Consider the following 11,997-nt stretch of genomic DNA (forward strand, 5'->3'; position numbering starts at 1 on the left):
GTCAGCCGAACAGCGAGAGCAGTCGCTGCATCGTGGTTTGGTTGTGGCGGAACATCGCGATCGCCGCGTACTGCTGCACCTGGGCCTGTTGCCAACTGCTGCTGGTGGAAGGCACGTCGGCGCTGACCAGGCGGTCGTAGGCGCGGGCGCTGCTCTCGAAGCGCAGGTCGCTCGTGTCGGCGGCGGCTTGCAGCCGATTTTGGGCCGCGCCCAGTTGGGCCCGGTGCTGGCCGATCGACTCCATGGCCTTGTCGATCGCGTCGATCATGTCGCCGCTGCCGCCCGATGTGCTGATGCTTCCACCGGTGACGTCGGCCAGGTCGCTGTTGTTGCGCAGATCAGGGGTGGTCAGGTCGAGGGTGTCGTTCGAGCCCGCGCCGGTGTTGATCTGGCGGGTGCCGGCCTCGCTGGACAGAATCTTCTGCCCATTGAAGCTGGTGGAGCCGATGACCCGGTTCACCTCTTCACCCAGTTGCTGGTACTCGGCATTCAGGCTGGCGCGGTCGCTGTCGTTGAGCGTGCCGTTGCGGGACTGCAGGGCCAGCTCGCGCATGCGTTGCAGGTTGCTCGAGACTTGCCCGAGCGCGCCGTCCGCGGTCTCGGCGAGCGACAAGCCGTCCATCGCTCCTTGATGGGCGATGCGCTCGCCGTTCATCTGCGACAGGAACCGCTCTGAGATCGACAGGCCGGCTGCATCGTCGGCGGCGCTGTTGATTCGGCGCAAGGTGGACAGGCGCTGGGTGCTCAGCTGCAGGCGGGAGCTGGCGCTGTCGATCCAGCGGGAAGACGGGCTGTACGAGGGGCTGAAGTTCCACATGGCGGTCGGCACGGAGGCGCAGCGATGCGGTGTGGATCGTCTCGTCGGAGGGCGTTGTGAGCGCCAGGCGCCTCCTTAAGCCGCCAGGCCGTGACCCATGCCACGAAAACGCCCCTTCAGATCGCCGGAAAAGCAAGGTGCCGACACCGGTTATCCTCTCGTCTTTGGACGCTCCCTCAGGGCGGGTCTCTTCACGACCGGCAACAGGGCGCAATATTGACGCAACACGGCCTGCCGACCATCCGGGCTGTAGCAAAGGGATCTGGATTGACCATGCGTATCAACAAACGCCACCTGCTGGGCCTCGCGGCCGCATTGCCCCTGGCCTGGCTGACCGCTTGCGGTGGCGGCGGTGACAACGGCAACGACGCCAAGATGCGCCTCGTGAACGCGAGCAGCGGGTATGCCTCGCTCGACCTGTTGGTGGACGACGAGAAGGTGGCGTCGGCGGTCAACTTCGGCACCGGCAGCAGCTACGCCAACGTCAAGGCGGGCGATGACATCGACAACGTCCTGACCGCCGCAGGCTCCAGCACCGAGTTGCTGAGCCAGTCGCGCCAGTTGGGCTCCGGCGACAAATACACGCTGGTGGCGTACGGCTGGGAAGGTGCCCTCAAAACCTGGCTGCTGACCGACGACGAGGACGCTGCCGACAGCGACAAGACCAAGGTCGGTGTGCTGAACACGTCGGCGGACGCCGGCGAAGTCGACGTCTACCTGACTGAGGCGGATGCCGACCTCGATGCGTCCACCCCGATCGTCTCTTCGGTCGACGCAGGCAACCAAACCGGCTTCACGTCGGTGTCTTCGGGCACCTACCGCCTGCGGGTGACCGGCACCGGTGACACCGACGACCTGCGGCTGGATGTCTCGGGTGTCGTGCTGAAGAGCAAGGACGTGATGACGCTGGTGCTGACGCCCGGTGCCGGTGGTGTGCTGGTCCACGCCATGGGGGTGGTCCAAGACGGTGACGTCACGTCGTACCTCAACACCCAGGCCCGTGTGCGCATGGTGGCGGCGGTGGCAGACGCCACGGTGCCCACCTTCTCGCGTGTGACGGTCAATGCGGACGACAGCGCCAGTTCGGACGTGATCCTGGGCAGCAATGTCGGCTCTTTCACCACCAAGGACTATGTGCTGGTGAACGCGGGCAGCGTGACGCTCAAGACCTCGGTCGATGGCACCGCCCTGGCCGACAAGACGGTGACGTTGGCGGCCGGCTCGGACACCACCGTGCTGGTGGTGGGCAAGACGGCTGGGACGGCTTCGGTGGCGGTCATCGACGACGACAACCGTCTGCCGACCTCGTCGACCAAGTACAAGATCCGCCTGATCCACGCCTCGCCGATGCTGATGGACCAAAACCTGTCGATGACGGTGGATTCGGGTGACTCGGTGAGCGACCAGGCCTTCGGCACCGCCTCCGACTTCGATGTGCGCACGGCCAGCGATTCCGCCGACATCGACATCACCTCGCCGACCCAAGGCAGCGTGACGTCCTTGCTGGAACAGAATCTGACGGCCAAGGGCGTCTTCACCGTCTTCGTGTTCGACCGCCTGAACAACGGCGTCGCGGAGCCCCAAGCACGCCTGAGCCCGAGCCGCTGAGCGGGTCTGACCAAAACCAGAAAGCGGGGCCACGGCCCCGCTTTTTTTATGGGAGTTTCACCGGCGCAGAGCAGCGCCGACTCACGATGAGGGGCGTGCGGGTTCAGCCGGGCGTCAGTAGATCCGTCGACGTTCCGGATCTGCGCCGCGCCAAGCGGGCGAGTTGTCGGGCAGCCGCGGGCGGACGGAAGAAGCGCGGTCGTGCAGGTTGCCGCTCAGCACGTGGCGGCCCGGGCCGAGGGTGATGCAGCGGCCCTTGTAGACCGAATCGGTGCAGACATCCCACAGGCCCGAATGCACCTCGACGGCGGACGCCATGTCGCCAAAACCCACCCGTCCCAGGTATTCGGTCGGAGCGGTGATGAGGATGCTGCGGCCACTGAAGTCGCTGTTCTCGAACAAGGTGAGCCCGCCCGCGTCAGGCAGGGGCTGGCGGTTGGCACCATACAGGGGCCGGATCGACGAGGCCTCGTCATGCATGCCGCCCGTCAGGTGGTGACGCCCTGGTTCCAGCACGATGCAGCTGCCTTGAAAGTTCGAGTCTTCACACAGCTGCCAGACGCCGCGCCGCACGTCGACCGACGACACGCGGTCACCCATGTTGAGTTTGCCCAGTGAGGCGATCGGGCCGTTCACGGCGAGCGATTTGCCGCTGTAGTCGCCGTCGTCGTAGAGCACCACGGCCGCTTGCGCCTCTGCGCCGCCATCACTGGCTGGGCCCCCCTCTTTGGGCCGCACCGAGCTGAGCGACCTTTGCAGGCCCGCCGGCAGGGTGGCGTGCTGGCCCGGGCCCAACACCAGGCAGTTGCCACGGTATTGCGCATCGGTGCACAGCTCCCACGTGCCGCTGCGCACCACGATCGACAGGGCCTTGTTGTCGAAGCCGTAATCGGCCAGATTGGGGTTGGCGCGGTCCAGCCCCAGGGCCATGCCCTGGAACTGCGGCTGTTCGTACAGTTCGATCGGTGCCGCGGCGACGTCGGGCGCGGCGGCCCACGCCGCGGCAACGCCGATCACAGAGAGCAGGGGTTTCGGCAGGGTCATGGTCGCGTCTCCTCCGGTGGAGGCGGCCTGGCCTCGCCGCGGGCTTCAGCCCAAGCGCCCGGCGCGGAAGTCTTCGACCGCCTGGATGATTTGAGCCTGCGAGTTCATCACGAAGGGCCCGTACTGCGCAATTGGCTCTCTCAGGGGGCGGCCGGCGATCAGCAGCGCGCGTGCTGGCGCCTCGCCGGCAGCCAGGACCACCCCATCGGCTTGTGCGTCCTGGGCCAGGATCGCCATGCGTTGGCTGGGCACAGGCGTGTCGCCGATACGCACCTCACCGCGAAAGACGTACACAAAGGCGTGATGCCCTGGCGGCAGCGATTGCTCGAACCGGGCGCCGGCGTCCAGCTGGATGTCGAGGTACAGCGGCTCGGTGTGCTCGCGCTGCATAGCCCCGGCCACGGCGGTCGATCCCGTGCCGGCCGTGCCGGCGATCACGGCCACGTCCACCCCCGGCGCCCGCCAATGGGGGATCTCGCCGGCCGGGATGTCGCGGTACCAAGCGGGCACCATCTTGTCGCTGGCGGGCAGGTTCAGCCAGAGCTGGAAGCCCTCCATGCGGCCCTCCTGTTGCTCTGGCAGCTCGCTGTGGATGATGCCGCGGCCGGCGGTCATCCACTGGACGCCGCCGTTCTCCAGCAAGCCCTCATGGCCGGCCGAGTCGCGGTGCCGCATGCGGCCGGCGATCATGTAGGTCACCGTCTCGAAGCCGCGGTGGGGGTGGTCTGGAAAGCCGGCAATGTAATCGTCCGCGTTGTCGGTGCCAAAGGCATCGAGCATCAGGAAGGGATCAAGCCGAAGTTGCAGATCCTGCGTCAGGACGCGGGTCAGTTTCACGCCGGCGCCGTCGCTCGTGGGGCGCCCGATGACCAGGCGCTCGACGCGACGCGGCCGGGCCAGCGTTTGGGGCGTTGTCGATTCAAGCGTGGTGGCCATCGTGTCTCTCCAGATTCGATTCGGTTGAGGGCGGAGTGTGCCTGCGCTCGGTGGGAGCGGGGGCGGCCTGGCACCGGGGCCGGGGCATCGGGGCCGGGGCATCGGTGCGGAACTTCAAGCCACCGCCGATTCGCCCTGCGCTGGGAGCAGTTGGTCGATTTCCTGGCGTGCACTGGCCAGCGCCTGCGCTTCGGCTTCGGGCCCCATGGCCAGCCCTTCGGCATAGATGAAGTGCACGTCGGTCATGCCCAGGAAGCCCAGCACCGATTGGAGGTAGGGCACCTGGCTGTCGCGGTCTGTACCGCGGTGAACGCCGCCACGCGACAGCACGGCATAGACCGTCTTGCCGGTGAGCAGGCCGACCGGCCCCTTCTCGGTGTACTGGAAGGTCACCCGGGCGCGGGCGATGGCATCGATCCAGTTCTTCAACTGCGCGGTGACGCCAAAGTTGTACATCGGCACACCCAGCACCACCACGTCGGCGGCCTGGATCTCGGCGATCAGCGCGTCGTCCAGGGCGACACGGGCGGCCTGTTCGGCGCTGCGCGCTTCGGGCGGGGTGAACAGGGCGCCGAGCGTGGCTTCATCGAGCACCGGATGCGGCTGGCGGGCCAGATCGCGCACGGTCAGGGTCGCGCCGGGATGCTGGCGCAGCAGGCGCGCCGACAACTCGTTGGCGAGCCGGGTGGAGTGCGAGCCCTGGTCGTTGTCGAACACACGGGCGCTGGAGTTGACTTGCAGGATGTTCATGGCGGGGCTTTCGTCTCGGATGGTGAGCCGTGGCTCGATGGCTTCACTGTATTGAGATGATTGGTCGCGATAAATCTACTCGAATGGTCAAGTTTGTTCCTCTGGTGGAACAATGGCGGCGACCTTCCGACTCGAAAGCGCGCCATGTCCGGCCTGATGTCCCCCTCGTCCACCGTCGATCCGAACGACCTGGCGCTGTTCGCACATGTGGCTGATGCGGGCAGCTTCACCCGCGCGGCGGACAAACTCGGTCTGCCGAAATCAACGCTGTCGCGGCGTTTGTCGGGGCTTGAAGCGCTGCTGGGCGAGCGCCTGATCCTGCGCACCACGCGCCGGCTGACCGTCACCGAGTTCGGTGCGGCGGTGTTGGAGCATGCGCGGCAGGTGGTGGCGGAGGTCGACGGGACACTCGCGCTGGCGCAACACCGGCAGGCGCAGCCCAGCGGGCACCTGCGTGTCTCGATGCCGGGGGATCTGGCGCTCCTGGCGCTCGGTGGGATGCTGCAGCAGTTCGTGCGCGATCACCCCGCCGTCACGCTGCAGCTGGATCTGTCGCCGCGCCGCGTGGACCTGCTGGCCGAAAACTTCGACCTTGCGCTGCGCATGGGCGACCTGCCCGACGACACGCACCTGTCCGCGCGGCGTCTGGCCTGGTTCAGCGGCAGCCTGTTCGCTTCGCCCGATTGGGTCCAGGCGCATGGTGTGCTGACGCATCCGGACGACTTGTCGCGGCCGGACGCGCCGTGGCGCGGTTTGGCGGTGGCGGGCCAGGGTGGCGAGCCGATGGTCTGGCGGCTGGAGCGCCCCGTGGAGGGCGCCGGAGCGCAGGCGCCTGTCGAGCAGTGGCAGGGTTTGCCGCCGGCGCGCATGTTGGCCAATTCGCCGGCGGTGCTGCTGCAGATGGCGCGCGCGGGCCTCGGCGTGGCACTGGCGGGTGACTTCTTCGCCGCACCCTATGTGCGATCGGGTGAGTTGGTGCGTGTGCTGCCCGAATGGCGCTCGACGCCCGCCCCGGCGTGGGCGGTATTCCCGGAGCGGCGTTTGATGCCCGCCAAGACGCGGGCCTTCATTGACGCGTTGGCCGCGGCCCTCTCGCCGTGCCGCGAGCCGGGTGCCGATGTGTGTGGTACCGGGGGGCAGTGCCCCGGGCCAGGGGGCGAGCCGATGCTGCCGCCCCCTGTGGGTTGACCAGACGACCGCGTCCGCGGCGGCGTCAGCCGATGTTCGCGCCGGTGTGGTCCAGGTGTTGCCGGACGGCCTCGATCACATGCACCTGGCTTTCCGTCTGCGACAGCGTGTGGTCGGCGCCGGCCACCATCAGCATGCGGAAGTTGGGCTGACCGCTCATGTGGCGGCCGCGCGGGCCGAGGTGGAACTCGAGGTAGTCAAGGCCATCGTCTTCCTCGGCGACGATGAGCAGGATGTCGGTGCCGCGTTCACTGAGCAGGCGCATGTTGGCCAACACGTTCTCTTCGGCCGGCGCGCGGCCCAGCAGGCGGCGCGCGGCGCGCTCGGCGCGAACGCGGGTCAAGGTGGCCAGCCGGCCGGCGATGCCGCGAACGTCGATGTCACCCTGCAGCAGGCGCTTGTAGGTGCTGGTCTCGAACAAGGCCTTCCGATAGTAGTGGCTCGATTTGTAGCTGCGCTGCATCGCGCTTTGCAGTGTTTCGCCTTCGCTCCAATCAAGGCGGCGCGGGTTGATCAGCACCAAGCCCGTCACCCGGGGGTCGGCCAGCGCGGTCTGGAAGGCCACATAGGCGCCCGAGCACAGGCCCACCAGAATGAAGCGCCGCACGCCCAGCCCCGACAGGCGCTCGATCGCGGCGCCCACGTCGACCGTGGAGCCCTTGGAGTACAGCCGCGTCGAGGCATAGCCGGCGGCGCTCCGGCTGTCTCCGATGCCGGCGAGGTCGAATCGCAGCGAGCGATAGCCGCGGGCCGCCCAGGCGCGCGCCATCTTCACGTACAGCCGGTTCGGCCCGACCCGGTGATTGGTGCCGACGTTGAGCATCAGGATGGCGGTTTCGGCCCGGTTGTCCGCCGGATCGAGTCGTTCGGGTTCGGCCAGGATGCCGAACAAGCCATGTTCGTGACCGAACAGCAGCGGGATCTCCCGCACGCCCGCGAACACCGCATCGCGCTGCAGCGGGGCCTCGGCGCCTTGCCGCGGCTCGGGCCGGGCGTCGGCCGGTTCCCCGGCGGCGATCCAGTCGATGATGCTGTCGAGCGTCGAGGTGGGCACGTCCACTTCGTGCGGCTCGGCCATCATCGCGGTGTAGCCGGGCCACTCGACGACGTCGCAGTCGATGCCGGCTTCCCTGAAGGCGGCGGGCAGCGGGCCGGCGCCGGGGATGTCGTCTCGGGCGATGAAGAGCGCGCGGCGCGCCGGGGCCGGGGTGGAGGGCTTGCCGTCCAGGGCCTGCAGATCCTGCAGCGTCTGGGCGGTGTAGAGCGTGCCCATGGTCTCCAGATCATCGCCGCCGGTCTCGCCCGCGCGCGGCGCGTGCGCCCGCAAGGTGCCCGCCGCGCGCAACTCGCGCGTGAAGGCCCGGCCGCTGGCGCAGGGCGCCCACAGCACCAGGCTGTCGACCCCGCCGTGCTCGCTGGCGACCTTGGTGGCCAGCGTGGCGCCGATGCGCACGCCGAACAGCGCGAGCCTGGGCGTGCCGGCCAGCCGCCGCACTTCGTCCAGCCCGGCGGAGATACAGGCTTGCCAGGCCTGGACACGATCGGGATCAGAATCGCTGCCGATCGAGTCACCGGTGCCGTGGTAGTCGAAGCGGATCACCGCAAAGCCCCGGTCGGACAGGCGTTCGGCGAGCTGGGTGTAGGTCTCGTAGGCGCAGGTGCCTTCGTAGCCGACCGGGCGGCACAGCACCACGCCGGTGGCACGGGGCGTTCCGCGCGGGGCGTGGTACCAGCCGAAGCAGCGGGTCTCGGCTGCGCCAAAGGCGATCGGCGCAGCGCTGGGGGCCGGGGTGGCCGGCTGGCTCTGCGGTGGGGTGGACTCCCTCATGATGTGATCCCGTCCGGCCTGCAGGCCGTTTTCAGTATAGGGTTGCCCTGTCGGGCGGGGCGGACGCGCGGGCCCGTCGTCTGGGCGCAGTAGCATCGATTCGTACAGCAAGACACAGGAGCGGGCATGAAAGCAATCTTCAACGGCGTGGTGGTGGCCGAGAGCAATGACACGGTCGTGGTCGAAGGCAACCACTATTTTCCCGAGGCGTCCTTGAAGCGCGAGTACACGAGCTTCTCGAACCACCGCACCAGTTGCGCCTGGAAAGGCCAGGCCCGCTACCTCAGCTTGCTGGTCAACGGTGAACTGGCGAGCGACGCCATCTGGTATTACCCCGAGCCGTCCGATGCCGCTGCGCAGATCAAAGACCGCGTGGCATTCGGCCGCGGGGTGCAGATTGTCGAATAAAGCCGTCGCGCCGTGGATCCCCAGTCTCTGACTTTGGTCCATCGGCGCCGGTTGCGTGAAGTCTGGCGCTCGGCGGGGTGGCCCTGCCAGGATGGGGTCGAGGTCGAGCTGCTGGCGGCCGGCTGGCTTGAGCGTCGCTGCGATGCGCAAGGGCGCGAAACGCTGCGCGTGACGGATGCGGGCGTGCAGGTGCTGGCGGCCACGCTGCAGCGCAACCGTGCGGCGCGCGATGCCCACGAGGCCCTGGTGGCCAGGGTGGCGCTGGAGATGCAACGCGCTGGCCGGGTGGTGTGGCGCGGGCTCAGCTTGCGGGCCCCGGTGGCCGGCGAGCTGCCCGGCCCGGATGGCCAGGTCGCACCGGTGACGCGCTGGGCCATCGCGATGCCCGATGTGTACTCCATCCGCCACACGACGGTCGAGGACTACGTGGAGCCGGTGGTCCACGAGGTGAAAGTGCGGCGTGCCGATTTGCTGGGCGACCTCAAGCGTCCGACGAAGGGGGAGGCGTACCGGGCGTTGTGCGGCGAGTGCTGGTATGTGCTGAAAGCGGGCATCGGCGAGGCCGACGAAGTGCCCGACGTGTACGGTGTGATGCGAGCGCACCCCTTGCCCGGGACGGACGAGCAGGCGGGTTTGGCCTTCGGTGCGCTGGAGGTGTTGCGGCCGGCGCCGCGCCGGGCGTTTCGCCTGCCATTCAGTGTGTGGATGGCACTGGCCCGCGCCAACGCCGAGCCGGCCGATGACGACGCGCAGAGCTTGCTGGGCGAATCCGGCGGGTCGGTGGATTGATCAAGCATCTTCCACAAGCTGGCGTTGCCGGCGGCGGGGAGAAAGGGGCTGTCGCACAATCATCGGCTGATCGCGGCGGCCCACCCGGCCCACCCGCTGGCACATGAGGCCGGTTCGCTCGGCCCCTTCACTGGAGATCCCCGTGTCTGCGTCCACTTTCCCGCCGTCTCGTCTGTCCTTTGCGGCCCGTGCCGTGTCCGTGGTCTGTCTCGCCTGGGCGGGGCTGTCGCTCACCGTCCATTCCGGCCCTGCGGTTGCCACCGTGGCGCCCGGGACGGCCCAGGTGGCCTGGTTGCCGGCCGCGGCCGATGCCGACATTGAGAAGGCCTTCGCCCAGGGCAAGGCCGAGGGCAAGCCGGTGCTGGTGTATTGGGGCGCCAAGTGGTGCCCTCCGTGCAATCAGCTGAAGGCCACCCTGTTCAACCGGCAGGACTTCATCGAGCGCTCCAAGAGCTTCGTCGCGGTCAGCATCGATGGTGACCTGCCCGGCGCGCAGAAGCTGGGCTCGCGCTTCAAGGTGCGCGGCTACCCCACGATGATCCTGTTCAACACCGATGGCGCCGAGATCACCCGCCTGCCGGGCGAGGCCGATGCGCCGGCGGTGATGAATGTGCTGCAGATGGGCCTGGCCGGTGGCCGACCGGTGAAGACGGTGCTGGCCGAGGCCAAGGCGGGCAAGCCGGTATCGCCCAACGAATGGCGCATGCTGGCGTTCTATTCATGGGACACGGACGAGGCCCAGCTGGTGCCTGAGGCCGAACGGGCGCCGCTGCTGGCGCAACTGGCCAGCAGCTGCCCGGCCACCGAGGCCGAGACGGCCACCCGCCTGCTGTTGAAGGCCCTGGCCGGCCAGGCCGAGGGCGATCCCAAGGCCAAGCCGGTGATCACCGTCGATGCCGCCTTGCGTGAGAGGGTGAAGAAGCTGCTGGCGGATCCGGCGGCCACCCGAAGCCAGATGGACGTGGTGGTGAACTTCGCCCCATCGTTGGCCGAGGCCCTGGCGCCCAAGCCGGGTGCCGATCGGCAAGCGATGGTCGCGGCGCTGGATGCGGCGCTGGTGCGCCTGCAAGGCGATGCCAGCCTGTCGCGCGCCGATCGAATCTCGGCGCTGATCGGCCGGGTGGAGCTGGCCCGCCTGGGGCAACCGAAGGACACGCTCAAGCCCAAACTGCCCGAAGCCCTGGTCAAGCAGGTGCGTGACGAGTCGGCGCGCGCCGACAAGGAAGTGACCGAAGGCTACGAGCGTCAGGCGGTGATCACGTCCGTGGCCTACGTGCTGGGCCAGTCGGGGTTGTGGAAGGACAGCGATGCACTGCTGCAGGCCAGCCTGCCGAAGAGCCACTCGCCCTACTACCTGATGAGCCAGCTGGCGGGCAATGCCAAGAAGCAGGGCCGCACCGCGGAGGCACTGAGCTGGTCCGAGCAGGCGTTCAACAAGAGCGAGGGTCCGGCCACGCGCTTGCAGTGGGGGGCCAGTTACGTGGCAGCCCTGGTGGAACTGGCACCGCAGGACGAGGCCCAGATCGAGAAGACGGTCGCGCAGCTGATCCGTGAGGCCGACGGCCAGCAGGGGGCCTTCTACGAGCGCAGTGCGCGTTCGATGCAGAAGGTGGGGGACAAGCTGGCGGCGTGGAACGCCAAGGGCCAGCACAAGGCGGTGGTCGAGCGCCTGCGCGCCCAGCTCAGCCCGGTCTGCGCCAAGCTGCCTGCTGGCGACTCGCAGCGCGCGAGTTGCGACAACGTGCTGAAGAAGGCCTGATCCCCCGAGCCGCAACGACCGGCGAGTGCCGGGGCGTTGCGGCCGTCTCGCCGTGCCCATGCGAGGGCGGGAGCCGCCCTCGTCGGGGTGTCACTTGTTCAGGCCTTCGGCTTCCAACGCGGCCTTGACGGCCGGGCGTGCGGCCACGCGTTCGCGGTAGGCGGCCAGGTTCTTGTAGCCGCTCATGTCGATGCCGACGTAGCCGCTCCAGTTGCTGACGGTGAACAGGTAGGCGTCGGCCACGGAGAACTGCGCGCCCAGCAGGTAGTCTTTGCCGGCCAGTTGGCTGTCGACCCACTGCAGGCGGTCGGCGATGCGGGCGCGGTAGACCGCCTTGCCTTCTTCGGGCATGGCCGGGTTGAACAGCGGCGAATAGCTCTTGTGCAGTTCGCTGGTGATGAAGTTGAGCCACTCCATCAGTCGATAACGCTCCATCGTGCCGGCCTTGGGGGCCAGGCCGGATTCGGGCTTCTGGTCGGCCAGGTACTGGACGATCACGGGGCCTTCGGTCAGGCGCGCGCCGTCGTCCAGCTCGAGCACCGGCACCTGACCCTTGGCGTTGACTTCCAGGAAATCGCTGCCGTCGGCCAGCTTCTTGGTCTTGGTCGAAGCGAGCGACAGGTCGAACGGCAGGCCGGCTTCACGCAGCACGATGTGGGGCGACAGAGAGCAGGCACCGGGGCTGTAGTAGAGCTTCATGGGGTCTCCTTGGGATTGAAGTGAACATCGAGAAGAGGCGGCGATCATCCATCCAAAGGCCAAGACCGAGGAAAGGCGAGGGGCATCGGCAGGGAGCGGGCCGACGGCCCCGCTGCGCAGGCCGGCGGCGCCCTGCAGTTGATGCGCATCGGACCGGTGTTGGTGTCTGTC

At 68.2% G+C, this 11,997-nt stretch carries 11 protein-coding genes; 5 read left to right on the forward strand and 6 right to left on the reverse strand.

Features of this window, described 5'->3' with window-relative positions; genetic code table 11:
* Position 1 precedes the first annotated feature (1 nt).
* Complete coding sequence (locus AACH06_RS09350; protein WP_341425385.1) at positions 2 to 829, reverse strand: flagellin N-terminal helical domain-containing protein; 828 nt, start codon at positions 827 to 829, stop codon at positions 2 to 4.
* A 261-nt stretch (positions 830 to 1,090) separates the two neighbouring features.
* On the opposite strand from AACH06_RS09350, the gene AACH06_RS09355 reads away from it, so the two are divergent.
* On the forward strand, positions 1,091 to 2,425 hold the full coding sequence (locus AACH06_RS09355) for a DUF4397 domain-containing protein (protein WP_341425386.1): 1,335 nt from the start codon (positions 1,091 to 1,093) through the stop codon (positions 2,423 to 2,425).
* A gap of 114 nt (positions 2,426 to 2,539) precedes the next feature.
* On the opposite strand, the gene AACH06_RS09360 is transcribed toward AACH06_RS09355, so the two are convergent.
* The 3 genes from AACH06_RS09360 to AACH06_RS09370 form a co-directional block, all read right to left on the reverse strand.
* Positions 2,540 to 3,469: a beta/gamma crystallin-related protein gene (locus AACH06_RS09360; protein WP_341425387.1), complete on the reverse strand. Its 930-nt coding sequence runs from the start codon at positions 3,467 to 3,469 to the stop codon at positions 2,540 to 2,542.
* A gap of 45 nt (positions 3,470 to 3,514) precedes the next feature.
* Positions 3,515 to 4,405 (reverse strand): pirin family protein, encoded by an 891-nt coding sequence (locus AACH06_RS09365; protein WP_341425388.1) that lies wholly within the window; start codon positions 4,403 to 4,405, stop codon positions 3,515 to 3,517.
* A 114-nt stretch (positions 4,406 to 4,519) separates the two neighbouring features.
* Positions 4,520 to 5,155 (reverse strand): FMN-dependent NADH-azoreductase, encoded by a 636-nt coding sequence (locus tag AACH06_RS09370; protein ID WP_341425389.1) that lies wholly within the window; start codon positions 5,153 to 5,155, stop codon positions 4,520 to 4,522.
* Positions 5,156 to 5,299: 144 nt separating this feature from the next.
* Between AACH06_RS09370 and AACH06_RS09375 the strand changes: the two genes are divergently transcribed.
* Positions 5,300 to 6,343, forward strand: a complete 1,044-nt coding sequence (locus tag AACH06_RS09375) for a LysR family transcriptional regulator (RefSeq protein WP_341425390.1) — start codon at positions 5,300 to 5,302, stop codon at positions 6,341 to 6,343.
* Positions 6,344 to 6,368: 25 nt separating this feature from the next.
* Here AACH06_RS09375 and AACH06_RS09380 read toward each other — a convergent pair whose 3' ends face one another.
* A complete protein-coding gene (locus AACH06_RS09380; RefSeq protein ID WP_341425391.1) occupies positions 6,369 to 8,171 on the reverse strand; it encodes an alpha/beta hydrolase in 1,803 nt (600 codons plus the stop codon).
* A 126-nt stretch (positions 8,172 to 8,297) separates the two neighbouring features.
* Here AACH06_RS09380 and AACH06_RS09385 point away from each other — a divergent pair, with 126 nt between their 5' ends.
* The 3 genes from AACH06_RS09385 to AACH06_RS09395 all read left to right on the forward strand — a co-directional run bounded on the left by AACH06_RS09385 (position 8,298) and on the right by AACH06_RS09395 (position 11,127).
* Complete coding sequence (locus tag AACH06_RS09385; RefSeq protein ID WP_341425392.1) at positions 8,298 to 8,579, forward strand: DUF427 domain-containing protein; 282 nt, start codon at positions 8,298 to 8,300, stop codon at positions 8,577 to 8,579.
* Positions 8,580 to 8,591: 12 nt separating this feature from the next.
* The gene (locus tag AACH06_RS09390; protein ID WP_341425393.1) at positions 8,592 to 9,368 is read left to right on the forward strand and encodes a hypothetical protein; all 777 of its coding nucleotides are present in this window, start codon (positions 8,592 to 8,594) and stop codon (positions 9,366 to 9,368) included.
* Positions 9,369 to 9,510: 142 nt separating this feature from the next.
* Positions 9,511 to 11,127, forward strand: coding sequence for a thioredoxin family protein (locus AACH06_RS09395; RefSeq protein WP_341425394.1), 1,617 nt, complete (start codon positions 9,511 to 9,513; stop codon positions 11,125 to 11,127).
* 90 nt (positions 11,128 to 11,217) lie between these two features.
* Here AACH06_RS09395 and gstA read toward each other — a convergent pair whose 3' ends face one another.
* Positions 11,218 to 11,826 carry a glutathione transferase GstA gene (gene gstA, locus AACH06_RS09400; protein ID WP_341425395.1) on the reverse strand — a complete coding sequence of 203 codons (609 nt, stop codon included), beginning with the start codon at positions 11,824 to 11,826 and terminating at the stop codon, positions 11,218 to 11,220.
* Positions 11,827 to 11,997: the final 171 nt, after the last annotated feature.

Source organism: Ideonella lacteola (assembly GCF_038066555.1).
Taxonomy (GTDB): domain Bacteria; phylum Pseudomonadota; class Gammaproteobacteria; order Burkholderiales; family Burkholderiaceae_C; genus Ideonella; species Ideonella lacteola.

Coding starts and splice junctions, on each gene's coding strand:
- AACH06_RS09355 (WP_341425386.1), top strand. CDS start 1,091: ATGCGTATCAACAAACGCCACCTGCTGGGCCTCGCGGCCGCATTGCCC.
- AACH06_RS09360 (WP_341425387.1), bottom strand. CDS start 3,469: ATGACCCTGCCGAAACCCCTGCTCTCTGTGATCGGCGTTGCCGCGGCG.
- AACH06_RS09365 (WP_341425388.1), bottom strand. CDS start 4,405: ATGGCCACCACGCTTGAATCGACAACGCCCCAAACGCTGGCCCGGCCG.
- AACH06_RS09370 (WP_341425389.1), bottom strand. CDS start 5,155: ATGAACATCCTGCAAGTCAACTCCAGCGCCCGTGTGTTCGACAACGAC.
- AACH06_RS09375 (WP_341425390.1), top strand. CDS start 5,300: ATGTCCGGCCTGATGTCCCCCTCGTCCACCGTCGATCCGAACGACCTG.
- AACH06_RS09380 (WP_341425391.1), bottom strand. CDS start 8,171: ATGAGGGAGTCCACCCCACCGCAGAGCCAGCCGGCCACCCCGGCCCCC.
- AACH06_RS09385 (WP_341425392.1), top strand. CDS start 8,298: ATGAAAGCAATCTTCAACGGCGTGGTGGTGGCCGAGAGCAATGACACG.
- gstA (WP_341425395.1), bottom strand. CDS start 11,826: ATGAAGCTCTACTACAGCCCCGGTGCCTGCTCTCTGTCGCCCCACATC.